Below are 26,411 nucleotides of genomic sequence, written 5' to 3' on the forward strand. Positions count from 1 at the left end.
GGGGAATGTAAATGATAATAAACAAATGGGCGGAATGGATAAAAAAGGAGCGGATAGCAGGTTTTGTCGTAAAACAAGCCGGGTAAGGCGTGGCCGCCCCCCGGCATGTTTACCTTTTACGCGGTACGCGCCACGGCATCTCGCGAGGCGGCATCGCGCTCCTCGCCGGTCAGCTCGCTGAGCTGTCCGTCACGCATCTCCAGCAAGCGGTCGGCGTGAACGAAGTAGTGATCGTCGTGGCTGATGGCGAAAATCGTTTTGCCCATCGCCTGCATCAGCGGCAGCAGCACCTGATAAAACTCGCGGCGGAAATGAGGGTCCTGGTCGGCCGCCCATTCATCCAGCAGAATGATGTCGCGCTCTTCCGCTAACGCCAGCAGCAGCGCCACGCGTTTTTTCTGCCCTTTCGACAGCTTGAGATTAAGGATTTTGCCGTCCTGAAGCTGCAGCTTGTGCGACATTTTCAGCTGTTCGAGCCACTTCGCGACCAGCTCAGGATTTGCCTGTTTGCCTTCCGGTCCTAACAGCTGATCGAACAGCCAGACATCCGTAAAGACTGCGGAGAAGAGCTTGCGATAATCTTCCGGTTTCTCAACGGACAGCGCTTTTCCGTCCAGCAGGATCTCACCCGACTGCGGCTGATACAGCCCGGTCAGCAACATCGCCAGCGTGGATTTTCCGCTCCCGTTGCCGCCAATCAGGAACAGCAGCTCGCCGCGATGGATGGTCAGATTGACCGGGCCGACGGCAAAGTTGTTATCCTGATAATGGAAAGTGACGTTGCGCAGCTCCAGCGTTTTCCAGTCCGGGAAGGCTTCCGGGCGAGGAAATTCAGGGCGGAACGGCGCCAGCGCAAACTGATTCAGTTTTCTGAAGGCCACCTGTGCACTGAGAAGCGTCGGCAGCGCACCCACGGCGGAGAGCAGCGGCGTACGCAGGAACAGCAGCGTCAGGGAATAGGTCGCCGCCACGTTAGTGTCGGCCCAGCCGAGGCTGTTTGCCATCCAGAACACCAGACCGATCGCGCCCAGCATCATGATATTCGACCAGTTCACGGCACTCAGGTGGAAGGTATCGGCGCGAATGATGTGATGGCGATATTCGCGTGCATCGGGAATATAGAGGTTGTTAAAGATGTGTTCGGCGCGCTCGCGGTTGAGGGTCAGCTCTTTGCGCCCTTCCAACACCGTCTGGTAGTCGTCATAGAGCTTATCTTCCGTTTCACGCAGCACCGCCATGTGCTTATACACGCGTGCCACCAGCAGGTAACCGCCCCAGATGGTGACCACAATCCAAATCGCGGTCACCGCCAGCATTTTGGTCGATAGCCACGCCAGATAGGCGGCTGAGCCAAAGGTCAGAATGATACCCTGCACCAGCTCCGGCAAGCGCACGAAAGCAATCGTAATCGCCCGCACATCGCTGGTCAGCCCCGCCAACAGTGACGCACTGCCCAGTTGCTCGATGCGTTCAACCTGTGTATCGAGAATACGTTTGATAAATTCGCCGCGCAGGCGATAGACGAAATGGTGCCCCAGGGCCGTCAGCGCCAGCTGCGAGGCCAGCGTGACCGCCATCAGCAGCAGCAGCAGGCCGAGAAACTCCGGCAATACCGACAGTTTCGTATCGACCATTTCAATCAGACGGACGTTAATAAAGGCGATAAGCCCAATGCCCAGCGCGGCGCTGGCAAGGCTGAGCGCCATAACCGCGACAAACGGCCAGCGGTACTGACGCCAGACAAGGAGAAGTAGTTGCATGCAAAGCAATCCGGACAAGAAAAACAGCCAGCAGTGTAAACTGCCCGACGGTTACATCAAGAATAATTCTTATTTTTATTCGCTATCCGATGCCTGGCGGAAGGTCAGATTGTAGCGGTACTCCCCTGCCAGTGGATGAATGCCAGGTTTAAGGGGTTGAATCCCGTGATAAAAAAGCCGTGATTCCCCGCCCCACACCACCACGTCACCGTGCTCAAGCATCAGCCGCTTAAGCGGATCGCTGCGCTTCAGGCCGCCAAACTGGAAGACCGCAGGCAGGCCCAGCGAAACAGACACAATCGGCGCACGCAGATCCGGCTCGTCTTTGTCCTGATGTAGCGACAGCTTTGATCCCGGCGCGTAGCGGTTGACCAGGCAGGCGTCGGGCTGAAAGTGCGGATATCCCGCCGCGACTGCCGCGTCATGACAGAGCGTGCTGAACGCTGCGGGAATTAACGGCCAGGGCTGGCCCGTCACAGGATCGATAGGTGAATAGAGATACCCGCGATCGTTTGTCGTCCAACCAAGCGATCCGCAGTTCGTCATCGCCACGGACATGGTGTATCCGCCCGGCGTGACCATATGGCGGAACGGCGATAGCGCAGCGACCTCAGCAATTGCCTGAAACAGCGCATCGGCGCGCGCTACGGCGAAGCGGCGCAAAATGGTGGCACCGGGCGCCAGCGGCTCTTGCCAGGGATCGCTATCCGCAAACAGATCCAGCATTACTCCTCCTGATTTTTCGCTTCACGCTGCAGCAACTGCGCTTTGCGCGCCGTTCCCCAGCGATAGCCGGACAAGGCGCCGTCGTTTCGCACGACGCGGTGACAAGGGATAACGATCGCCAGTTTGTTGGCCGCACAGGCGCTTGCCACCGCCCGCACCGCGTTAGGTTTGCCGATGGCACTCGCGACCTGCTGATAGCTCGCTGTTTCACCGCAGGGGATCGCGCGCAGTGCCTGCCAGACCTGCTGCTGAAACGCGGTACCGCGAATATCCAGCGGCAGCGCCAGCGCCGTGCCGCTGTTATCCAGACTCGTAATCACCTGATGCAGCCTGCCCGCAAAGTTCCCCTCGGGCGTTTCCTGCTGTGCGTGCGGGAAAAGCGAATGAATTTCTTCTGCCATGGCATCGTCATTATCGCCCAGTAAAATCGCACAGATCCCGCGCTCACTTTCCGCCACCAGGCAACGGCCCAGCTCGCAGTCGCTAATGGCGTAGCGCACGGTCACATCACTCCCGCCATTGCGATACTGTTTTGCGGTCATGCCCAACACGTCGTCTGCTTTTCGGTAGTAGCTGCTGCTGTCGGGGAAACCCGCGGCCAGTACGGAATCGGTAATGGTATCGCCCTGCGTCAGTGCGGCCCGTAAACGTCGCGCGCGCGCCGCCTGCTGCCAGGATTTCGGCGTCATCCCGGTGTGGGATTTAAACAGCCTGTGAAAATGGAACGGACTCATCGCCACCGCTTCTGCCAGCGCAGTCAGGGTCAGCGCGGAGTCCTCTTCCAGCAGGCGGCAGGCTTTTTCGATTTTGGCCATTTTTGCGGCCTGAGGATCGGCTTTGTCCGGCGCGCAGCGTTTACAGGGGCGAAACCCGGCCTGTTCAGCATGACAGGCATCGGGGAAGAAACGGACATTCTTGCGCAGCGCGTGGCGCGCCCGGCAGGAAGGGCGGCAAAAGATGCCGGTTGTCTGGACGGCAAAGACAAACTGGTTATCGGCACTGGAATCGCGGGCCAGCACTGCCAGCCAGCGTTCCTCATCGGTATTCAGGATCAGGTTTTTCATCATCGGCTCCTCTTACAAGCATACTCACACAATGCCGGAGTGCCACTGAACAAAAACCCGCAACCTTGCTTTTTAATTTTGTTCGCTAATTAAGAAGCTCTGGAACTGCGGCGACATCCAGGTTTTAAACGTCTCGCCCTCTCGGGTGATCATATACACCGCCAGCCCTTCCTGGCGCACCACCTCTTTCGCCTTCTCTGGCCCCAACACCATCAGCCCCGTATCCCAGGTATCAGCTTCCAGCGCAGTGGGAGCGATGACGGTAACGGAGACCAGGTTATGTTCGATCGGGCGACCGGTCTGCGGATCGATGACGTGAGAGAGGCGTTTCCCGTCCAGCTCGTAATAATTCCGATAGCTTCCGGAGGTACTGATGCCGTGGCCGTTAATATCCACCACCGCCTGGACTGCGTTCTGGGTGTCGGTCGGTTTTTGGATCGCCACGCGCCAGGGCTTTTCGCTGGCATTCAGTCCACGGCTGACCAGCGCGCCACCGACGGAGACCAGATAGCGTGAGATCCCTTCCTGGGTCATCAGCGCGGCCAGATGATCCGCCGCGTAGCCCTCCCCGACCGTTGAAAGATCTACAAACAGATCGGGAATGTCTTTTTGCAGATATTGCTGACCGTATTGGTTGATCACCGTCAGATGTTGCAAGCCGGTGCGGGCGCGGGCATCGTCGATTTGCGCCTGATCGGGGATTTTCTCCGGCTGTTTCGTCGGGCCAAAGCCCCATAAATTCACCAGCGGCCCGACGGTAATATCCATCGCCCCGTTGGTTTTATAGCCAATATGCAGCGCCTCGGTGACGATGTCGGCCATCGCCTCGCTTACGGGCCACAGGGAGGTGCTATTGGACAGATTGAAGCGCATCAGCGCAGAGTCATTTTTATAGGTCGAGAGCAGCTGATCGTCAGCGTCGAGCTGAGACTGAATTTTACCGCGCAGTTCGTCCGCGCGTCTGGCGTCAACATTCATGATGCTGACGCGCCAGAAGGTTCCCATGGTTTTCCCTTCCAGCACCGTGGCTGCAGGCGCAGCGGGTTTCACCGAAGGGGTGGAAGAGTCGCATGCCGCCAGTAAGAAAAAGCTCGCCAGAATGCCAGCGCGCCAAAAAGTCATGTCCATTCGTTATCATCCTCATGCCTGGGCGGCAAGAGTATATCAAACCCGGTCGCAGGTAAGGCCCTAAAAAGAGAATAGAAAAAGGGGCCATAAGGCCCCTTTGTGTTACTGAGCGTGTCTTAGAACTGGTAAACCAGACCCAGAGCGACGATATCATCAGTACCGATACCAGCCTGACGGGTGAAGTTGTTTTCATCCAGCAGGTTGATTTTGTAATCCACGTAGGTGGACATGTTTTTGTTGAAGTAGTAAGTCGCGCCAACATCAACATATTTCAGCAGATCCTGATCGCCGAAGTTGGTGGTGTTGTTGCTTACGTCCTTACCTTTAGACTGCAGGTAAGCCACGGATGGACGCAGACCGAAGTCGAACTGGTACTGAGCAACCACTTCGAAGTTCTGTGCTTTGTTAGCAAAACCGTAGATGTCGCTGCTGCTCTGGGAGTCGCCGAAACGGGTTGCGTTGTAAGTCTGGGAGTACTGTGCTGCCAGGTAAATGTTGTTGGCATCATATTTCAGGCCACCGCTGTACACTTCTGCGTGATCGCCTTCGCCGTACACGCCTGCTTTATTCTGATCAGCAGTACGTTTAGAGGAAGACATCGCACCACCCACGCTGAAGCCTTCGCCCAGGTTGTAGGTCAGGGATGCGCCGTAGCCGTCGCCATTCTGTTTCAGGGTGCTACGACCGGTGTCGTTTTCGCCGTCAACGCTGCCGTTTTTACCCTGATACTGCAGAGCAAAGTTCAGGCCATCAACCAGACCGAAGAAGTCCTGGTTACGGTAGGTTGCAACGCCGTTAGCACGAGACTGCAGGAAGTTGTCAGCACCGTAGGTGTCGCCGCCGAATTCTGGCAGTACGTCAGTCCAGGAGGTGACATCGTAGATAACGCCGTAGTTACGACCGTAGTCGAAAGAACCTGCGTCAGCGAATTTCAGACCCGCGAAGGCCACACGAGTCCAGGACTGGTTGTCGCTCTCGTCGGTGTTACCCTGAATCTGGTATTCCCACTGGCCGTAACCGGTCAGCTGATCGTTAACCTGTGTTTCGCCTTTGAAGCCGATACGCATGTAGGTCTGATCGCCATCAGCGCCTTTGTCATCGGAGAAATAGTGCAGACCGTCGACTTTACCGAACAGATCTAATTTGTTGCCGTCTTTGTTATAAATTTCAGCCGCATTTGCTGCGCCTGCTACCAGCAGAGCTGGTACCAGGAGGGACAGGACTTTAACTTTCATTTTATTAACCCTCTGTTATATGCCTTTATATGCCTTATTATTACCACTGCTTACTGATTAACCCTCTTAACCAGTCGGCAACTTCATTCTCCGCAAAATTACAGAATAATCCAATAAGAATATGATACGAAAACTTTGAAGATGTTTCATTCATCTACAAACATGTTTCAATTTGTAAATAAAGGGGAACTTTTTGATAGCACTAAGAGCTAAAAAATAAAGCACATTAAATCAAAAATTGAAAATAGCTTATATATATCAGAGAGATGGCCAAAGTAATCATTACCGCACTGATTGTCAAAACAAAAACCGTCGGGATCACTAAAATAACTCCCGCTATCATCATTAACTTTATTTATTACCGTCATTCAGTTTTGAATGTCTGTTTATCCCTAATTCAGCCGAGTGCACTGCATTCGGTTTTTTTTTACGCTTCTTTACGTAAACTGAATTTATCTGTGCTACCGCACTGAAATTATAACAACTATTAATTAATTCGATTATGTCCCTAAATTTCCTTTCCCGTCGCTTTAAAAAATTTTAATTTCTTGTTAATTAGTGCTATTTTTCACATTCATTGCCAATTATTTGTACAATCCGATCGCGTTTGTACACTTTTAAATCTGCCTCGCCCTGCGCTATTTAAAGTCGAAAAAGTCCCGTCTGCTCTGGCTACGATGCTGGAAATTCAGGTATTACCCTTTATACTGCCCACTCCCCCTTACGTGCGGCCATATCGGGTTAAACATATCAATGAGTCAGTCTGAAACCACAGCAACAGGTAAGTTCTCCCTCCTTCCGGGGAGCATCACCCGCTTCTTCCTTCTCTTAATCATTGTGCTGCTGGTGACGATGGGAGTGATGGTGCAGAGCGCGGTCAATACCTGGCTGAAGGACAGGAGCTACCAGATTGTTGATATCACCCACGCGGTGCATAAGCGTATTGATACCTGGCGTTACGCCACCTGGCAGATTTATGACAACATTGCCGCCGCACCGGGAACTTCGTCGGGTGAGAATCTGCAGGAGACGCGTCTTAAACAGGACGTGTATTACCTCGAAAAAACGCGCCGTAAAACCGAAGCCCTGATTTTTGGTTCGCACGATAGCGCCACGCTTGAGATGACCCAGCGGATGTCGACCTATCTCGACACGCTGTGGGGCGCAGAAACAGTACCGTGGTCGATGTATTATCTCAACGGTCAGGATAACAGCATGATCCTGATCTCCACGCTGCCGCTGAAAGATCTCTCATCCGGGTTTAAAGAGTCCACCATCGGCTCGATCGTCGATTCCCGTCGCGCCGAAATGCTCCAGCAGGCCAACGCCCTGGATGAGCGCGAAAGTTTCTCCTCGCTGCGCCGCCTGGCGTGGCAGAACGGGCATTACTTTACCCTGCGCACCACCTTTAACCAGCCGGGCCATCTGGCGACCGTCGTGGCCTTTGATTTGCCGATTAACGATCTGATCCCGCCTGACATGCCGCTGGACAGTTTCCGTCTGGAGCCAGACAGCTCCGCACAAAACCTGCGCGCATCAGCCGATAAGAAAGAGGGCCCGGAGAGCGCCACCATTACGTTCAATGGCTCGAAGATTGAGATCGCCTCTGCGCTGAACTCCACCGGGATGCGCCTGGTGTGGCAGGTGCCGTTTGGTACCTTACTGCTGGATACCCTGCAAAATATTCTCCTGCCGCTGCTGCTGAATATCGGCCTGCTGGCGCTGGCGCTGTTTGGCTACAGCACCTTCCGCTTCCAGCCTGGCCGTCAAAGCGAAAGCGTGTCGTCATCCGGCTCAGGCAACGAACTGCGCGTCCTGCGGGCGCTGAATGAGGAGATTGTCTCCATCCTCCCGCTCGGGCTGCTGGTGCATGACCAGGAAGCCAATCGCACCATTATGAGCAACAAGATTGCCGATCATCTGCTGCCGCACCTGAATTTGCAGAACATCACGGCGATGGCCGATCAGCACCAGGGCGTCATTCAGGCCACCATTAATAATGAACTGTATGAGATTCGTCAGTTCCGCAGCCAGGTTGCTTCCCGCACCCAAATCTTCATCATCCGCGATCAGGACCGTGAAGTGCTGGTCAACAAGAAACTCAAGCAGGCCCAGCGGCTGTATGAGAAGAACCAGCAGGGCCGCGCGGTCTTTATGCAAAACATCAGCGATGCGTTTAAGCGTCCGCTGAAAGCGCTGGCGAGCCAGGCCGCAAACATCAGCACGCCAGAAAGCCATCAGCTTGCCACTCAGGCGGATACGCTCGTGCGGATGGTGGATGAAATTCAGCTGGCTAATATGCTGGAAAACGACTCCTGGAGAGGGAACCCTACCCTGTTCTCGATTCAGGATCTAATCAACGAAGTGGTACCTGAAGTCCTGCCGGTGATTAAGCGTAAAGGGCTGCAGCTGCTGATTAACAACCATCTGCCCGCCAACGATAAACGTCACGGCGACCGCGATGCCCTGCGCCGCATCGTGCTGATGCTGATTCAGTACTCCGTCACCACCACTCAAATTGGCAAAATTACGCTGGAAGTCAGCGCAGACGAATCCGCTCAAGACCGCCTGACGATCCGTATCCTGGATACGGGCGAAGGCGTGACGCTGAGCGAAGTCGATAACCTGCACTTCCCGTTCCTCAACGATACTCAGAGCGACAACTACGGCAAAGCCAATCCCCTCACCTTCTGGCTGTGCGATCAGCTGGCGCGTAAACTGGGCGGGCACCTGAATATCAAAGCCCGCGAGTCCCTTGGTACGCGCTATTCCCTGCACGTCAAAATGGCCGCGACCCCAGAGGAAGAGGACGAAGAGCGTCTGCTGGATGATGTGGTGATCATGGTGGATGTGACCTCGAACGAGATCCGCAACATTGTGGTTCGTCAGCTGGAAAACTGGGGCGCGTCCTGCATCACCCCGGACGACAGGCTTACAAGTCAAGAATATGATCTGTTTTTAACTGATAATCCGTCTAATCTTACTGCCTCGGGCTTGCTTTTAAGCGATGATGAGTCTGGCGTGCGCAAAATCGGCCCCGGCCAGATGCGCGTCAACTTTAATATGAGCAATGCGATGCAGGAAGCTGTACTACAACTAATAGAGGAACAGCTGGCACAAGAAGAGATCCTGGAGTCCCCGTTGGGTGGCGATGAAAATGCCGAACTCCATGCCAGCGGATACTATTCCCTCTTTGTAGATACAGTACCAGATGATGTTAAGCGGTTGTATACTGAGTCCGCTGCGAAGGATTTCGCGGCGCTGGCGCAGACAGCACACCGGCTTAAAGGGGTGTTTGCCATGCTTAATCTGGTTCCGGGCAAGCAGTTATGTGAAACGCTGGAACATCTTATTCGCGAGAAGGATGCTTCTGGCACAGAAAAATACATCAGCGACATTGACGCCTACGTCAAAAGCTTGCTGTAGCAAGGTAGCCTTATACATGAACAATATGAACGTAATTATTGCCGATGACCACCCGATTGTACTGTTCGGTATTCGCAAATCACTTGAACAGATCGAGTGGGTGAATGTTGTCGGTGAATTTGAAGACTCTACAGCACTTATCAATAACCTCCCGAAACTTGATGCCCATGTCCTCATCACCGATCTCTCCATGCCGGGAGATAAATACGGAGATGGGATCACGCTTATCAAATACATCAAGCGCCACTTCCCGAGCATTTCGATCATTGTTCTGACCATGAACAACAACCCGGCGATCTTAAGCGCCGTGCTGGAACTCGATATTGAAGGGATCGTACTGAAACAAGGCGCGCCAACCGATCTGCCGAAAGCGCTTGCCGCCCTGCAGAAAGGCAAGAAATTTACCCCGGAAAGCGTCTCCCGTCTGCTGGAGAAAATCAGCGCCGGTGGTTACGGTGACAAGCGTTTGTCCCCGAAAGAGAGCGAAGTGTTGCGCCTGTTCGCGGAAGGTTTCCTGGTCACCGAGATTGCCAAGAAGCTGAACCGCAGCATTAAAACCATCAGTAGCCAGAAGAAATCGGCGATGATGAAGCTGGGTGTTGAAAATGACATCGCCCTGCTGAACTATCTCTCTTCTGTGACGCTGAGCGCGGTCGACAAAGACTGATTGCTCTTCGCTTAAAAAACCCGGCAGCGCTCGCGCTAGCCGGGTTTTTTTACGCCCTGTTTTTGCGCACGCGATCCGCGTAGACCGTCAGGGTCTGCTTGATCACATCCAGCGTCACCGGTTTCGACAGACAACTGTCCATTCCCGACTCCAGGCAGCGCTGCTTCTCTTCAGCCAGCGCATTCGCCGTCACGCCAATCACCGGCAGAGTCAGCCCCTGCTCGCGGATACGCTGCGTCAGGCGATAGCCATCCATGTTCGGCATGTTGACGTCGCTAAGCACAATATCAATATGATTTTTGCTGAGCACGTTAAGCGCATCGACGCCGTCATTGGCCGTCAGGCATTGATATCCCAGCGATCCGAGCTGATCGGCCAACAGACGCCGGTTAATCGGATGATCGTCGACCACCAGAATCATCATATCGTCATTCATTGCGACGGAAGAGTCCGGCGACGGCAGCGCTCTCACGCCGTCACGCTCATCCACTTCAACGCGATAGATATGCGCCAGCAGATGCATCAGCTCATGCGGCGTGGCGACGCTGTGCGTCCACTCTCCCGGCACACGCTCCTGCGGAATACCAATATGACGACGACAGAAGATAATCGCGGCTCTGCCTTTCCAGGACGGGTCCAGCTCCACGTCCGTAATCAGCGTGTCGTCGGCATCGGCGGGTTGCCCCTCGTAGCGCATCACGTGAAGGCCACGGTTGGTCAGCATCGACTCGAGGAAGGTATACAGCGAGGCGTTATGCACCGCCAGCCAGATTGTTTTACCGCTTAAGCCATCCGCTGGGGCTTTCACCGGATACTTCGCCGAATAGAGCGGAATACGAATCGTAAACTGACTGCCCATACCCGGCTCGGTATCCACCGAGATATCGCCGTCCATCATGCTGATCAGCTGCTCGCAAATCGCAAGCCCAAGGCCTGTGCCCTGGAAGTTACGCTGTACGCCGGTTCCCACCTGGAAGAACGGGTCAAACAGTTTGACCACCTCTTTGGCCGGGATCCCAGTCCCCGTGTCGCGAACGCGAATACTCAAATAATCCCCGGCGCGGGAAACATGCAGGACGATACAGCCGATGTCGGTAAACTTAATCGCATTGCTCAGCAGGTTGGAAATTACCTGCTGCAGGCGCATCGGGTCGCCCTGCAATGTCACCGGCACATCCGGCTCGATAAAGCAGTAAAGTCCCAGCTGTTTGCGCACCACCAGCGGCATATAGTTGGCGCTGATATGGTTCATCACCTCACGCGGCGAAAACTCGCTCGGCTCGATTTTCAGCTGCTCAGACTCAATTTTGGAGAAGTCGAGAATGTCGCTGATAATTTTCAGCAGCAGGCTCGACGAGTTGTTCATCGCCGTCACCAGACGGTCGACGCCCTTCGGCAGCTCTTTGGTTTGCAGCAGATCGAGGTTACCGATAATGCCGTACAGCGGCGTGCGCAGCTCATGGCTGACGGTAGCCAGGAACATAGATTTCGACTGGCTGGCCTGTTCCGCCGCCTGCGCCATCTCCTGCAAGGACTCTTCCATTTTCACGCGCGAGGAGACATCCACCAGCACGCAAATCGCCACGTTTTCGTTGCGATAGCGCGAATGAACAAAACTGATCTGCAGGTTCGTGTGGTTGCTGGTGAGCACATCGACAAAATTGACCTGCTGCCCGCAGATGATTTGCGTCAGCCGCTGCCGGTCTTCGTGCGTCAGCATGTTCAGATAGTTATGCGCCAGCTCATTACTGAGGATATTCGTTCCGTCCTGGGTGCGCAGAATACAGATGCCGACGGGCGCCGAAGCGACGATTTTGCGGTTAAACTGCTCGTGCTCTTCCAGCCGCTGGGCGTCGCTCTCTGCCGGAATGAAAATCTTCCGCTCATACATCCGCGCCAGGGTAAACAGCGCAATGCCTACCAGCACGTTCAGCAGGATTGCGTTGAGGATCAGCATCCGGATGCGTTCCAGCACCATATCGACCGGCACGGAGTAGACAATACTCAGTGAAGACGGCGGCAGGCTTTTCTTCAGCACCAGGTCGCGGAACCCCGAGGTATAACCAAACCAGGAACGCTCCTGCATCCAGCGCGGATCCACTTTTAAACGATCCTCAGGACCGGTGAGTGAAATCAGCTTATGGCCATTTTCATCGAGAATGGTCACGCCCATCGGCAGGCTGCCCGGCGTGAAGAAGTTCTCCATGCGAATCGTCTGTTCGGTGCCCAGCAGCGCCTGCAGTCGGTTAGCCAGATAGACCGGCGTCAGGCCATAGAAATAGCCCACGCCTGGACGCGGACCCTGGCTAATCCAGAAAATATTGTTGCCGCGCTCATCCTGAGGAGCGTTATGGTATTTGAGAATACGTTCGTGCAGTTTTTTTAGCGCATCCTCGCGCTCGACGGGCATATCCCGCAGGCCGAAATCGGCCATGCAGAGGTTTTCGCTGCCGATGAGGAACACGCGGTTAAGATCGTAGGCCGCAGAGAAATTATCGCGCCAGTAGCGCATAAACCAGGCCAGTGATTCGAGGGAGCCTCGCCAGGAGTTGCCCATCGCCGAGCAGTCGGAATCCGGGAACAACGGCTCAAAGTCCGGGACTTCCGATTTATCGTCGCGCCCACGGGACGCCATAATCCCGTTTTCCGCCGTCAGACGGTTCTCCGCAATGTACTTCAGCTCTTTCATCACGTCGGACGTGCGCTGGATATAGCGCTGGGCCTGATCGGAGCTTAGGTTGAACTCCTGACGGATCTCGGACTCCTTTTGGTGCAGCGTGTTGACGATGTAAAACACCGAAAACAGCGCGACCAGTAACCAGAGCAATAACGCCAGCGCCCGGAATAAATAGCGAGAGACTTTAAGCGTGGTACGAAAGGAGACGAGGTATTTCAAGGGGGCGAAGCTCCGCCATCAGGGTCAAAAAGAATGTGGTTAAGGTAGCGGTAAACGCCGCTTGCCGCAATGTTCGCTTGTCTGCAAAAAAGAAAGGGCCGGAATCCGGCCCTTTTTTCTGTCAGGAGACATTACTCTTCGGCATCATCTGCCGCATCGTCGTCGGTGTCAGCTTCCGGCGCGATTTCGTCATCGCCTTCTGCCACACTTCCGTCGATGGAATCGAGCTCTTCGTCATCCACCGGCTCTGCAACACGCTGCAGGCCGACCACGTTTTCGTCTTCCGCAGTACGGATGAGGATCACGCCCTGGGTGTTACGACCCACAACGCTAATCTCAGACACGCGGGTACGTACCAGGGTGCCTGCGTCGGTGATCATCATGATCTGATCGCAGTCATCAACCTGTACCGCGCCGACAACGGAGCCGTTACGTTCGGTGACTTTAATGGAGATAACGCCCTGCGTACCGCGAGACTTGGTTGGGTATTCCCCTTCCGCCGTACGTTTACCGTAACCATTCTGCGTCACGGTCAGGATTGCCCCTTCGCCACGTGGAATAATCAGGGAAACAACGCTGTCTTCGCCAGCCAGTCGGATACCACGAACACCGGTCGCGGTACGACCCATCGCGCGCACGGCGCTCTCTTTGAAGCGCACCACTTTACCGGCGGCAGAGAACAACATGACATCGTCAGTACCGGAGGTCAGATCCACGCCGATCAGTTCGTCGCCTTCGTTCAGGTTGACGGCAATGATGCCGGCAGAACGCGGACGGCTGAACTCTTTCAGCGCGGTTTTCTTCACGGTCCCGCTGGCGGTCGCCATAAAGACGTTTACGCCTTCTGCGTACTCGCGGACCGGCAGAATCGCAGTGATGCGTTCGTTCGGCTCCAGCGGCAGCAGGTTGACGATTGGACGACCACGCGCCCCACGGCTCGCTTCCGGCAGCTGATAGACCTTCATCCAGTACAGACGGCCACGGCTGGAGAAGCAGAGGATCGTATCGTGGGTGTTGGCCACCAGCAGGCGGTCGATAAAGTCTTCTTCTTTAATGCGTGCAGCTGATTTGCCTTTACCACCACGACGTTGTGCTTCGTAGTCGGTCAGCGGCTGATACTTCACGTAGCCCTGGTGAGACAGGGTCACAACCACATCTTCCTGGTTGATCAGATCTTCGATGTTGATATCCGCGCTGTTGGCGGTGATCTCAGTGCGACGCTCATCACCAAACTGATCGCGGACCAGTTCCAGCTCTTCACGAATCACTTCCATCAGACGATCTGCGCTACCGAGGATGTGCAGCAGTTCAGCAATCTGCTCCAGCAGCTCTTTGTACTCGTCGAGCAGTTTTTCATGCTCAAGGCCAGTCAGTTTCTGCAGACGCAGATCCAGAATCGCCTGTGCCTGCTGTTCGGTCAGATAGTATTGACCGTCACGCACGCCGAACTCAGGCTCCAGCCACTCAGGGCGCGCAGCATCATCACCAGCGCGTTCCAGCATGGCCGCGACGTTACCCAGCTCCCACGGACGGGCAACCAGGCCCGCTTTCGCTTCGGCAGGCGTTGGCGCACGACGGATCAGTTCGATGATCGGGTCGATGTTCGCCAGCGCAACAGCCAGCGCTTCGAGGATGTGGGCACGATCGCGTGCTTTACGCAGTTCGAAAATAGTACGGCGAGTCACCACTTCACGGCGGTGACGCACGAACGCGCTCAGAATCTCTTTCAGGTTCATGATCTTCGGCTGACCATGGTGCAGTGCCACCATGTTGATACCGAAGGAAACCTGGAGCTGCGTCTGGGAGTAAAGGTTGTTAAGAACAACTTCACCCACCGCGTCGCGTTTGATTTCAATCACGATGCGCATACCGTCTTTATCAGACTCGTCACGCAGCGCGCTGATACCTTCAACGCGTTTATCTTTTACCAGTTCCGCAATTTTCTCGATCAGGCGCGCTTTGTTCACCTGATACGGAATTTCGTGGACGATAATGGTTTCGCGACCCGTCTTCGCGTCAGCTTCCACTTCCGCGCGGGCACGAATATAAATTTTGCCACGACCGGTACGGTACGCTTCTTCGATACCGCGACGACCATTGATAATGGCGGCAGTCGGGAAGTCCGGGCCAGGGATGTGTTCCATCAGCCCTTCAATGCTGATCTCTTCATCGTCGATAAAGGCCAGGCAGCCGTTGATCACTTCCGTGATGTTGTGCGGCGGAATGTTGGTGGCCATACCGACGGCGATACCGGAAGAACCGTTCACCAGCAGGTTCGGGATCTTGGTCGGCATCACGTCTGGGATGCGCTCGGTGCCGTCGTAGTTATCGACGAAATCTACCGTCTCTTTTTCCAGGTCGGCCATCAGCTCATGGGCGATTTTCGACATACGGATTTCCGTATAACGCATCGCCGCCGCGGAGTCGCCATCGACAGAACCAAAGTTACCCTGGCCATCTACCAGCATGTAACGCAAGGAGAATGGCTGCGCCATACGCACGATAGTGTCATAAACGGCGGTATCACCATGAGGGTGGTATTTACCGATTACGTCACCAACGACACGGGCAGATTTTTTGTAGGCTTTATTCCAGTCATTGCCCAATACGTTCATGGCGTAAAGTACGCGACGGTGTACCGGCTTCAGGCCATCTCGGACGTCTGGCAGCGCACGGCCAACAATGACCGACATCGCATAGTCCAGATAGGAGCTCTTAAGCTCTTCCTCGATGTTAACCGGTGTAATTTCTCTCGCAAGGTCGCTCATCTAACCGCTATCCCTCTACTGTGTCCCGGATTCAAAGGTCGCAAATTATAACACAACCGCTATGAGACAGGTAAACCTGTATGCTTTATTCGCGGGGAGAGCCTGATATACTCGATCCTCTTGCGAAATAAGGAGTAAAAGCGCCCATGAATGCCGAAAAATCCCCGGTAGCTCACAACGTCGACCACGAAGAGATCGCCAAATTTGAAGCGGTGGCATCCCGCTGGTGGGATCTCGAAGGTGAGTTCAAACCTCTGCACCGCATTAACCCGCTGCGTCTGGGCTATATTGCGGAGCGTTCCGGCGGTCTGTTCGGTAAAAACGTGCTCGATGTCGGCTGCGGCGGCGGCATTCTGGCAGAGAGCATGGCGCGCGAAGGGGCCACGGTCACCGGGCTGGATATGGGCTTTGAGCCGTTACAGGTCGCGCGCCTGCATGCGTTAGAAACCGGTATTCAGGTGGATTACGTTCAAGAGACGGTCGAAGAGCACGCGGCGAAGCACGCCCATCAGTATGACGTGGTCACCTGCATGGAAATGTTAGAGCACGTTCCTGACCCGCAGTCGGTGGTCAAGGCCTGCGCTGCGCTTGTCAAACCCGGTGGACAGGTCTTCTTCTCGACCATCAACCGTAACGGCAAGGCGTGGCTGATGGCGGTCGTAGGGGCAGAATATGTCCTGCGCATGGTGCCAAAAGGCACCCATGACGTGAAGAAATTTATCAAACCGGCTGAATTATTAGGCTGGGTCGACGGCACCTGGCTTAAAGAGCAGCACATCACCGGTCTGCACTACAATCCGCTAACGGACAAATTCAAACTCGCGCCGGGTGTAGATGTTAACTATATGTTGCACACAACCGCAAAAAACGACTAACGTCATCAACTATTCTTATAAAGATTGCGCGGCGTCATGTTGCGCAATTTTGACCTCTCGTTGAAGAAATCAGCACTCGATCAAATTTTGAATTTTTTTTCTTAATTATTGACATGTCGTCCAGGCCTTACAGCACGAGGACTTAGGCTTTTTTACCCTTTCACAACCTCAATTTAACCTCAAAATCAACCCTTGTACTGAAATGATTCGATACTAGAATACTCACCATATAGCGTTCTTTTAATCGCAAAACCCCTACATGTAGTATTTATCCACAGAGTTAGTCACAAGACCATTCTGTGGATAAGCGGGGGATATTTCTATTTCACGGTAATTCACGGACAGGTAAAAACCCACATGAATCAGAGTCTGCTGGTGACAAAGCGCGACGGTACCACTGAGCGTATCAATCTCGACAAAATCCATCGAGTTCTCGACTGGGCAGCAGAAGGACTGAATAACGTATCTATCTCCCAGGTTGAGCTGCGTTCTCACATTCAGTTCTACGACGGCATCAAAACCTCTGACATCCACGAGACCATCATCAAGGCGGCGGCCGATCTCATCTCCCGCGAAGCGCCTGATTATCAGTATCTCGCAGCACGTCTAGCCATTTTCCATCTGCGTAAAAAAGCCTACGGCCAGTTTGAGCCGCCAGCGCTGTATGATCACGTGGTCAAAATGGTTGAGCTGGGCAAATACGACACGCATCTGCTGGAAGACTATACGGAAGAAGAGTTCGAGCAGATGAACGGGTTTATCGATCACTGGCGTGACATGAACTTCTCCTACGCCGCGGTCAAACAGCTCGAAGGCAAATACCTGGTGCAGAACCGCGTAACGGGTGAAATCTACGAAAGCGCGCAGTTCCTGTACATTCTGGTCGCCGCATGCCTGTTCTCCGGCTATCCGCGTGAAACCCGCCTGAGCTATGTGAAGCGTTTCTATGATGCGGTTTCTACCTTTAAAATTTCTCTGCCTACGCCGATCATGTCTGGCGTGCGCACCCCAACTCGCCAGTTCAGCTCTTGCGTTCTGATCGAGTGCGGCGACAGCCTGGATTCCATTAACGCCACCTCCAGCGCCATTGTGAAATACGTCTCCCAGCGTGCCGGTATCGGTATCAACGCGGGCCGTATTCGTGCCCTGGGTAGCCCAATTCGCGGCGGTGAAGCGTTCCATACCGGCTGTATCCCGTTCTACAAACACTTCCAGACCGCAGTGAAATCCTGCTCTCAGGGCGGCGTTCGCGGCGGTGCAGCCACGCTGTTCTACCCAATGTGGCATCTGGAAGTAGAAAGCCTGCTGGTTCTGAAAAACAACCGTGGCGTTGAAGGCAACCGCGTTCGTCACATGGACTACGGCGTTCAGATCAACAAACTGATGTATACCCGCCTGCTGAAAGGCCAGGACATCACTCTGTTCAGCCCGTCCGACGTCCCAGGCCTGTACGATGCGTTCTTCGCCGATCAGGATGAGTTCGAGCGTCTGTATACCCAGTACGAAAACGACGACAGCATCCGCAAACAGCGCGTCAAAGCGGTGGACCTGTTCTCTCTGATGATGCAGGAACGTGCCTCAACTGGCCGTATCTACATTCAGAACGTGGACCACTGCAACACCCACAGCCCGTTTGATCCGGCCATCGCACCCGTGCGCCAGTCTAACCTGTGCCTGGAGATCGCCCTGCCGACCAAACCGCTGTACGACGTTAACGACGAAAACGGTGAAATCGCGCTCTGTACTCTGTCTGCATTCAACCTGGGCGCAATCAAGAGCCTGTCTGAGCTGGAAGAGCTGGCTGTGCTGGCGGTTCGCGCGCTGGATGCCCTGCTGGATTATCAGGACTACCCAATCCCTGCGGCAAAACGCGGTGCCATGGGCCGTCGTACGCTGGGTATTGGCGTGATCAACTTTGCCTACTGGCTGGCGAAAAACGGTAAGCGTTACTCCGACGGCAGCGCCAATAACCTGACGCATGAAACTTTCGAAGCCATTCAGTATTACCTGATGAAAGCCTCGAATGAGCTGGCGAAAGAGCAAGGCGCGTGCCCGTGGTTCAATGAAACCACCTACGCGAAAGGCATTCTGCCGATCGATACCTACAAGAAAGATCTGGACGGTATCGTCAGCGAGCCGCTGCATCTCGACTGGGAAGGTCTGCGTGAATCGATCAAAACGCACGGTCTGCGTAACTCCACCCTTTCTGCGCTGATGCCGTCCGAGACCTCCTCGCAGATCTCCAACGCCACCAACGGCATTGAGCCGCCGCGCGGTCACGTGAGCATCAAAGCCTCGAAAGATGGCGTGCTGCGTCAGGTCGTGCCGGATTACGAAACGCTGGGGAATAACTACGAGCTGCTGTGGGAAATGCCGAATAACGACGGTTACCTGCAGCTGGTGGGCATCATGCAGAAGTTTATCGACCAGTCGATCTCTGCGAATACCAACTACGATCCGACGCGCTTCCCGTCAGGAAAAGTGCCGATGCAACAGTTGCTCAAAGATCTGCTGACCGCCTACAAATTTGGCGTGAAAACCCTGTACTATCACAACACCCGTGACGGTGCAGAAGATGCGCAGGATGATATGGCGCCTTCAATCCAGGACGATGGCTGCGAAAGCGGCGCATGTAAGATCTAGTTTTGCCTTTTGCCGGATGGCGGCGTAAACGCCGTATCCGGCCTACATAATTTCGAGGTGTTGTAGGCCGGATACGCAAAGCGCTGTCCGGCATTACACTCCTACAGGACTCACTTCAATGGCATATACCACCTTTTCACAGACGAAAAACGACCAGCTCAAAGAGCCCATGTTCTTCGGGCAATCGGTCAACGTGGCACGCTACGATCAGCAAAAATATGACATCTTCGAAAAGCTGATCGAAAAGCAACTCTCCTTCTTCTGGCGTCCGGAAGAAGTGGATGTTTCACGCGATCGTATCGACTTTCAGGCACTGCCTGACCATGAAAAGCACATTTTCCTCAGCAACCTGAAGTATCAGACGCTGCTGGATTCCATTCAGGGTCGTAGCCCGAACGTGGCGTTGCTGCCGCTGATCTCTATTCCTGAACTGGAAACCTGGGTCGAAACCTGGGCGTTCTCCGAGACGATCCACTCGCGCTCTTACACCCACATCATCCGTAACATCGTGAACGATCCGGCGGTGGTGTTTGACGATATCGTTACCAACGAGCAGATCCAGAAACGTGCAGAGGGCATCGCCCACTACTACGACGAGCTGATCGAAATGACCAGCTACTGGCATCTGCTGGGCGAAGGCACCCACAACGTCAACGGTAAAACCGTGACCGTGAATCTGCGCGCCCTGAAAAAACAGCTGTACCTGTGCCTGATGAGCGTCAACGCGCTGGAAGCGATTCGCTTCTATGTCAGCTTTGCCTGCTCATTCGCCTTCGCCGAGCGCAAGCTGATGGAAGGTAACGCGAAAATTATCCGTCTGATCGCTCGCGACGAAGCCCTGCACCTGACCGGCACTCAGCACATGCTGAATCTGCTGCGCAGCGGCGTAGACGATCCGGAAATGGCAGAGATTGCCGAAGAGTGCAAACAGGAGTGCTACGACCTGTTTGTGCTGGCCGCTCAGCAAGAAAAAGAGTGGGCAGATTACCTGTTCCGCGACGGCTCCATGATCGGTCTGAACAAAGACATTCTGTGTCAGTACGTGGAGTACATCACCAACATCCGCATGCAGGCGGTGGGCCTTGAGCTGCCGTTTAAAACGCGCTCTAACCCGATTCCGTGGATCAACACCTGGCTGGTGTCCGACAACGTCCAGGTTGCGCCGCAGGAAGTGGAAGTGAGTTCTTATCTGGTCGGTCAGATTGATTCCGAAGTCAATACTGACGACCTGAGCGATTTCCAGCTCTGATGAGCCGCGTCACGCTAAGCCTTTCCGGCACAGAAGTTCTGTGCCGCGAAGAGCACCCTTCTCTGCTGGTCGCGCTTGAGTCGCATCAGGTGGAAGTCGAATACCAGTGTCGCGCCGGTTACTGCGGCTCCTGCCGCTGCCGTTTAGTGGCAGGCCAGGTCGACTGGCTCACCGAGCCGCTAGCGTTCATCAATGAAGGGGAAATTTTGCCCTGCTGTTGCCGGGCAAAAGGCGATATCGAAATCGAGATGTAATGCCTGCACGCACTAAATGCCCGCTTTCGCGGGCATTTTTTTATCCGCGTTTCTGCATCATCTCCGCGTGATGACGTTTTTCACCGAACATCACCACAATCAGCAGCAATACTGCCATTATGCTGCCGCCAATCATCACCATAAAGCCACCGTCCCAGCCGAAGAAATCGACCGTGTAACCGACGATAGCGCTGGCGGCGACCGATCCGCCGAGATAACCAAACAGACCGGTAAAGCCTGCGGCGGTCCCTGCTGCTTTCTTCGGCGCCAGTTCAAGGGCATGCAGGCCGATCAGCATTACCGGGCCATAAATCAAGAAGCCAATCACGATCATACAGGCCATATCCACGCCCGGATTTCCCGGAGGATTGAGCCAGTAAACGATCGTGGCGATGGTCACCAGCGACATAAAGAACACGCCCGTTGCACCGCGGTTGCCTTTGAACACTTTATCCGACATCCAGCCGCAAATCAGCGTGCCCGGGATCCCGGCGTATTCATATAAGAAATAGGCCCAGGATGACTTATCCAGCGCGAAGTGCTTCACCTCTTTCAGATAGGTTGGCGACCAGTCAAGAATGCCGTATCGCAGCAGATAGACAAACACGTTCGCCACCGCGATGTACCACAGCAGTTTGTTCGGCAGGACGTATTTCATGAAGATTTGCTTCGCCGTCAGCTCCTCTTCGTGCTGCTCGCTGTAGTCGTCCGGATAGTCGTTTTTATACTCTTCAATTGGCGGCAGGCCGCAGGATTGCGGGGTATCGCGCATCAGCGCAAAAGCAATCATCGCCACCAGAATCGCGCCAAATGCAGGCATGTACAGCGCCGCTTTCCAGTCGTTAAACCACGCCATCCCTAACAGGAACAGCAGTGGCGGAATACCGCCGCCGACGTTATGGGCGCAGTTCCACACCGACACAATCCCGCCGCGCTCTTTCTGCGACCACCAGTGGACCATGGTACGTCCGCACGGTGGCCACCCCATTCCCTGGAACCAGCCGCAGATAAACAGCAGCACGAACATCACTGCGATGCTGGAGGTCGCCCAGGGCACAAAGCCCATAAACAGCATTACCGCCGCAGCCAGAATCAGGCCCGCCGGTAAGAAGACGCGCGGATTCGAGCGGTCCGAGACCGACCCCATGATGAATTTCGAAAAACCGTAGGCAATTGAAATGCCGGACAACGCGAAACCTAAGTCACCGCGCGAAAAACCCTGTTCAACCAGGTATGGCATCGCCAGGGCGAAGTTTTTGCGCACCAGATAGTAAGCGGCATAGCCGAAGAAAATTCCGAGGAAGATTTGCCAGCGCAGGCGGCGATAAAGCGGGTCAACTTCTGCCTCTGGCAGACGTGCCCGATGCGGAGCAGGTTTGAAGATACTGAGCATAACAGCCTCCGTGGCCATATTGTAAATTGCCAGGGCTTTTACTGCACCCCAGCTCCAGAGAGGCTGGGGATGTTAAATAATCACGACGATTGTTACTGTGAATCAACGCACGAATTGTTACAGAAATATGACACAGTGCGCAAAAAGGCGCACGAAATCACGTTTCATTTTCGAATTGCGCTCGTTTGTGTTCGAAATCAAACAAACCACATTTTTGATGTGGCTAAATGGTAAAAAACGAACATGAGGGAAGACAATGGCAATCCGCGATCCCCGTTATAGCGATGTGATTATCATTGGCGGCGGCGCAACGGGCGCCGGGATGGCGCGGGACTGCGCCCTGCGAGGCTTAAGCGTTACGCTGCTCGAACGTCACGATATCGCCACCGGCGCCACCGGGCGTAATCACGGCTTATTGCACAGCGGCGCGCGCTACGCCGTGACCGACAACGAATCCGCGCGCGAGTGCATCGCCGAAAACCAGATCCTCAAACGCATCGCCCGCCACTGCATTGAACCCACGGACGGCCTGTTTATCACGCTGCCAGAGGACGATCTGGCGTTTCAAAAAACCTTTATTACCGCCTGCACTAACGCGGGAATCAATGCCGAAGCGATAGATCCTCTGCTTGCCCGGCGCATAGAACCGGCGGTAAACCCGGCCCTGCTGGGCGCAGTGAAAGTGCCCGACGGCACCGTGGACCCCTTCCGCCTGACGGCGGCCAATATGCTCGATGCCCGCGAACACGGCGCGACCATTCTGACCGCGCATGAAGTCACAGGGCTTATCCGTGAAGGCGACAGCGTGCGGGGCGTGCGTGTCTATGATCGCCTGTACGGGGAACACAGCGAGCTGTACGCAGGGGTGGTGGTCAACGCTGCCGGGATCTGGGGTCAGCACATTGCGGAGTATGCAGAGTTGTCCGTTCGCATGTTCCCGGCGAAAGGCTCGCTGCTGATCCTCGATCACCGTATCAATAATCACGTCATCAATCGCTGCCGCAAACCGTCCGACGCCGACATCCTGGTGCCGGGCGATACCATCTCCCTGATTGGTACCACCTCCACGCACATTGATTACAACGATATCGACTGTAATCGGGTGACCGCCGAAGAGGTGGATATCCTGCTGCGCGAAGGGGAAAAACTGGCGCCGATCATGGCGCAAACCCGCATTCTGCGCGCCTATGCCGGGGTACGCCCGCTGGTCGCCAGCGACGACGATCCGAGCGGGCGCAACGTCAGCCGTGGCATTGTGTTGCTCGATCACGCCGCGCGTGACGGGCTGGAAGGTTTCATTACCATCACCGGCGGCAAACTGATGACCTACCGGCTGATGGCGCAGTGGGCCACCGACGCCGTATGCCGCAAGCTCGGGAATACGCAGCCCTGCACCACTGCTGAGCGCCCGCTGCCAGGCTCGCAGGAGCCAACCGAAAAAACGCTGCAAAAAATCATCTCCCTGCCCGCGCCGCTGCGCGGATCGGCCATCTACCGCCACGGCGATCGCACGCCCGTCTGGCTGGGCCAGGGCCGCCTCAGCCGCAGCCTGGTGTGCGAATGCGAAGCCGTCACTGCGGGCGAAGTGCAGTATGCGGTGGAAAATCTGGCGGTTAACAACCTGCTCGATTTACGTCGCCGCACCCGCGTTGGGATGGGTACCTGTCAGGGCGAGCTGTGCGCCTGCCGCGCGGCGGGCCTGTTACAGCGTTTCAATGTCACCACCTCCGCGCAATCACTGACGCAACTCAGCGAGTTCCTCAATGAGCGCTGGAAAGGGGTGCAGCCTGTCGCCTGGGGCGACGCGCTGCGCGAAAGCGAATTTACCCGCTGGGTCTACCAGGGGCTGTGCGGACTGGAAAAGGAGCAGCACGATGAAATTTGATACGGTGATTATTGGTGGCGGTCTCGCCGGGCTGCTGTGCGGCCTGAAGCTGACGCAAAGCGGCCAGCGCTGCGCCATTATCAGTCGCGGTCAAAGCGCGCTGCATTTTTCGTCCGGCTCCCTGGACCTGCTCGGCGCGATGGCCGACGGTTCGCCCGTCCAGAATCCGCTCACAGCGGTGCAAAACCCGGCGGCCCTGCCGCCTGAACACCCTTACCGCCGGGTGGGAGTTGAAAATATTGCCCGCTTCGCGCGAGAAACCGAAAGCCTCCTCGCCGCCAGCGGCGCGCGCTTAAAGGGCAATGCCGGGCAGAATCACACCCGCGTCACGCCGCTTGGCACGCAGCGCAGCGCCTGGCTCAGTCCGGAAGAGGTGCCTGTCGCCCCCAGCCAGAACCAGCGCGTCTGCGTCATTGGCATCAGCGGATTTCTCGATTTTCAGGCCCATCTTGCCGCTGCGTCGCTGCGACACCAGGGGATTCACGCGGACACGGCGGAGATCGAGTTACCGGAGCTGGATGTCCTGCGGGATAACGCCAGCGAGTTTCGCGCCGTGAATATTGCCCGGCTGCTGGACAACGACGTTCACTGGCCAATGATTTTTGACGCCTTACATCCTCTGGCGCAGGGCGTCGATGCCCTGTACATACCGGCCTGTTTTGGCCTGACGGATAATCGTTTGTGGCGCTGGCTCAGCGATCGCCTCCCCTGCCCGCTCTGGCTGCTGCCGACGCTGCCACCATCTGTGCCAGGAATTCGTCTGCATAATCAGCTTCAGCGTCAGTTTATCGCTCAGGGCGGCGTCTGGATGGCGGGGGATGAAGTCAAAAAAGTGTCGCTTGAAGCGGGTAACGCCCACGCCGTCTGGACGCGAAACCATGAGGATATTCCGCTGCGTGCCCGTTTTGTGGTGCTGGCGAGCGGCAGTTTCTTCAGTAACGGATTAATCAGCACCCGCGAAGGGGTCCGCGAGGCGGTGATGGGGCTGGACGTGCGCCAGAGCGCCTCCCGCGCCGACTGGTATCAGAGCGATTTCTTCACACCCCAGCCGTGGCAGCAGTTTGGTGTCATCACCGATGATCACCTGCGCCCGCAGCTTTCCGGCGTGGCGATCGACAATCTTTACGCCATTGGCTCGGTGCTGGGCGGTTTTGACCCGATAGCCCAGGGCTGCGGCGGCGGTGTCTGCGCCATCACGGCGCTGGCCGTTGCCGAACAGATTTGCCAGCGAGCGGGAGAACAACCATGAACGATACCCGTTTTGAAAGCTGCATCAAATGCACCGTCTGCACCACCGTTTGCCCGGTGAGTAGCGTGAATCCGCGCTACCCGGGGCCGAAACAGGCCGGGCCGGACGGCGAGCGCCTGCGCCTGAAAGATGGCGCACTGTACGACGACGCGCTGAAATACTGCATCAACTGCAAACGCTGTGAAGTCGCCTGCCCCTCTGATGTCAAAATCGGGGATATTATCCAGCGCGCGCGGGCGCAGTACAGCACGCAAAAACCGACCCTTCGTGATGCCATTTTAAGCCATACGGATCTGATGGGCAGCGTCTCCACGCCGTTCGCCCCGATTGTTAATGCAGCGACCTCGCTGAAACCGGTGCGAAAGCTCCTCGACGTGGCGCTCAAAATCGATCATCACCGCACTCTGCCCAAATACTCCCACGGGACTTTCCGCCGCTGGTATAAAAGCGTTGCCGAGAGACAGGCGCAGTACACCGACCAGGCCGCGTTCTTCCACGGCTGTTACGTGAACTATAACCACCCGCAGCTGGGCAAAGATCTGGTCAGCGTGTTGAATGCAATGGGCACCGGCGTGCAGTTGCTGAATAAAGAGAAGTGCTGCGGCGTGCCGCTGATTGCCAACGGCTTTACCGACCGGGCGCGTAAACAGGCCCGGCACAACGTGACCTCCCTGCGCGAAGCGATTGTCGACAAAGGGATCCCGGTCCTCGCCACGTCGTCCACCTGCACCTTTACGCTGCGGGATGAATATCCGCATCTGCTGGACGTCGATAACAGCGGTTTGCGCGAGCACATCGAGCTGGCCACCCGTTTTATCTGGCGCAAACTGGATAGCGGGCAGACGCTGCCGTTGAAGAAATTACCGCTGAAAGTGGTGTATCACACACCCTGTCATATGGAAAAAATGGGCTGGGCGATTTATACGCTGGAGCTACTCAGGCTGATTCCGGGGCTGGAACTGACGGTGCTGGATTCTCGCTGCTGTGGGATTGCAGGGACCTACGGCTTTAAAAGCGAAAACTACCCAACGTCGCAGGCCATTGGTGCGCCGCTGTTCCGCCAGATCGAAGAGAGCGGCGCGGACCTGGTGGTGACCGACTGCGAAACCTGCAAATGGCAGATCGAGATGTCCACGAGCCTGCGCTGTGAACATCCAATCTCCCTGCTGGCGAAAGCGCTCAGCTAAGCAGAC

The 26,411-nt window shown here is 55.5% G+C and carries 17 protein-coding genes; 9 read left to right on the forward strand and 8 right to left on the reverse strand.

Annotation, left to right across the window (positions count from 1 at the left end):
- Positions 1–116: 116 nt before the first annotated feature.
- From ABIE11_RS06765 to ABIE11_RS06785, 5 genes are all read right to left on the reverse strand, one after another.
- Positions 117–1,760: a multidrug ABC transporter permease/ATP-binding protein gene (locus tag ABIE11_RS06765; protein ID WP_429184180.1), complete on the reverse strand. Its 1,644-nt coding sequence runs from the start codon at positions 1,758–1,760 to the stop codon at positions 117–119.
- A 75-nt stretch (positions 1,761–1,835) separates the two neighbouring features.
- A complete protein-coding gene (gene alkB, locus ABIE11_RS06770; protein WP_429184181.1) occupies positions 1,836–2,486 on the reverse strand; it encodes a DNA oxidative demethylase AlkB in 651 nt (216 codons plus the stop codon).
- Positions 2,486–3,550, reverse strand: a complete 1,065-nt coding sequence (gene ada / locus ABIE11_RS06775; protein ID WP_429184182.1) for a bifunctional DNA-binding transcriptional regulator/O6-methylguanine-DNA methyltransferase Ada — start codon at positions 3,548–3,550, stop codon at positions 2,486–2,488. Before ada ends, alkB begins: the two co-directional genes overlap by 1 nt.
- Positions 3,551–3,622: 72 nt before the next feature.
- Positions 3,623–4,678, reverse strand: a complete 1,056-nt coding sequence (gene apbE, locus ABIE11_RS06780) for an FAD:protein FMN transferase ApbE (protein ID WP_129036037.1) — start codon at positions 4,676–4,678, stop codon at positions 3,623–3,625.
- Between the two features lie 116 nt (positions 4,679–4,794).
- Complete coding sequence (locus tag ABIE11_RS06785; RefSeq protein WP_429184183.1) at positions 4,795–5,913, reverse strand: porin OmpC; 1,119 nt, start codon at positions 5,911–5,913, stop codon at positions 4,795–4,797.
- Positions 5,914–6,666: 753 nt separating this feature from the next.
- On the opposite strand from ABIE11_RS06785, the gene rcsD reads away from it, so the two are divergent.
- A complete protein-coding gene (gene rcsD, locus ABIE11_RS06790; RefSeq protein ID WP_102104889.1) occupies positions 6,667–9,339 on the forward strand; it encodes a phosphotransferase RcsD in 2,673 nt (890 codons plus the stop codon).
- A 16-nt stretch (positions 9,340–9,355) separates the two neighbouring features.
- Positions 9,356–10,006 (forward strand): response regulator transcription factor RcsB, encoded by a 651-nt coding sequence (gene rcsB, locus ABIE11_RS06795; RefSeq protein ID WP_015959795.1) that lies wholly within the window; start codon positions 9,356–9,358, stop codon positions 10,004–10,006.
- Positions 10,007–10,055: 49 nt separating this feature from the next.
- Here rcsB and rcsC read toward each other — a convergent pair whose 3' ends face one another.
- Both rcsC and gyrA read right to left on the reverse strand, forming a co-directional pair.
- Positions 10,056–12,902, reverse strand: coding sequence for a two-component system sensor histidine kinase RcsC (rcsC, locus tag ABIE11_RS06800; RefSeq protein WP_100779477.1), 2,847 nt, complete (start codon positions 12,900–12,902; stop codon positions 10,056–10,058).
- 131 nt (positions 12,903–13,033) lie between these two features.
- The gene (gene gyrA / locus ABIE11_RS06805; protein ID WP_102104891.1) at positions 13,034–15,670 is read right to left on the reverse strand and encodes a DNA topoisomerase (ATP-hydrolyzing) subunit A; all 2,637 of its coding nucleotides are present in this window, start codon (positions 15,668–15,670) and stop codon (positions 13,034–13,036) included.
- A gap of 146 nt (positions 15,671–15,816) precedes the next feature.
- On the opposite strand from gyrA, the gene ubiG reads away from it, so the two are divergent.
- The 4 genes from ubiG (at position 15,817) to yfaE (ending at position 20,691) form a co-directional block, all read left to right on the forward strand.
- Positions 15,817–16,545, forward strand: coding sequence for a bifunctional 2-polyprenyl-6-hydroxyphenol methylase/3-demethylubiquinol 3-O-methyltransferase UbiG (ubiG, locus tag ABIE11_RS06810; protein WP_100779475.1), 729 nt, complete (start codon positions 15,817–15,819; stop codon positions 16,543–16,545).
- A 357-nt stretch (positions 16,546–16,902) separates the two neighbouring features.
- Positions 16,903–19,188, forward strand: coding sequence for a class 1a ribonucleoside-diphosphate reductase subunit alpha (gene nrdA, locus ABIE11_RS06815; protein WP_100779474.1), 2,286 nt, complete (start codon positions 16,903–16,905; stop codon positions 19,186–19,188).
- A 118-nt stretch (positions 19,189–19,306) separates the two neighbouring features.
- Positions 19,307–20,437 carry a class Ia ribonucleoside-diphosphate reductase subunit beta gene (gene nrdB, locus ABIE11_RS06820; RefSeq protein ID WP_100779473.1) on the forward strand — a complete coding sequence of 377 codons (1,131 nt, stop codon included), beginning with the start codon at positions 19,307–19,309 and terminating at the stop codon, positions 20,435–20,437.
- Positions 20,437–20,691 (forward strand): class I ribonucleotide reductase maintenance protein YfaE, encoded by a 255-nt coding sequence (gene yfaE, locus ABIE11_RS06825; RefSeq protein WP_015959801.1) that lies wholly within the window; start codon positions 20,437–20,439, stop codon positions 20,689–20,691. The genes nrdB and yfaE overlap by 1 nt, the downstream gene beginning before the upstream one ends.
- Before the next feature lie 40 nt (positions 20,692–20,731).
- On the opposite strand, the gene glpT is transcribed toward yfaE, so the two are convergent.
- Positions 20,732–22,084: a glycerol-3-phosphate transporter gene (gene glpT, locus ABIE11_RS06830; protein WP_429184184.1), complete on the reverse strand. Its 1,353-nt coding sequence runs from the start codon at positions 22,082–22,084 to the stop codon at positions 20,732–20,734.
- A 256-nt stretch (positions 22,085–22,340) separates the two neighbouring features.
- Between glpT and glpA the strand changes: the two genes are divergently transcribed.
- The 3 genes from glpA to glpC are packed head-to-tail and all read left to right on the forward strand — an operon-like array spanning position 22,341 to position 26,405.
- Positions 22,341–23,969, forward strand: coding sequence for an anaerobic glycerol-3-phosphate dehydrogenase subunit A (glpA, locus tag ABIE11_RS06835; RefSeq protein ID WP_312068759.1), 1,629 nt, complete (start codon positions 22,341–22,343; stop codon positions 23,967–23,969).
- Positions 23,959–25,218, forward strand: coding sequence for a glycerol-3-phosphate dehydrogenase subunit GlpB (gene glpB, locus ABIE11_RS06840; protein ID WP_429184185.1), 1,260 nt, complete (start codon positions 23,959–23,961; stop codon positions 25,216–25,218). Before glpA ends, glpB begins: the two co-directional genes overlap by 11 nt.
- Positions 25,215–26,405, forward strand: a complete 1,191-nt coding sequence (glpC, locus tag ABIE11_RS06845) for an anaerobic glycerol-3-phosphate dehydrogenase subunit GlpC (RefSeq protein ID WP_409255381.1) — start codon at positions 25,215–25,217, stop codon at positions 26,403–26,405. Before glpB ends, glpC begins: the two co-directional genes overlap by 4 nt.
- The last annotated feature ends 6 nt before the right edge of the window (positions 26,406–26,411 follow it).

It is taken from the genome of Lelliottia sp. 489 (genome assembly GCF_050435885.1).
Taxonomy (GTDB): Bacteria; Pseudomonadota; Gammaproteobacteria; order Enterobacterales; family Enterobacteriaceae; genus Enterobacter; species Enterobacter nimipressuralis.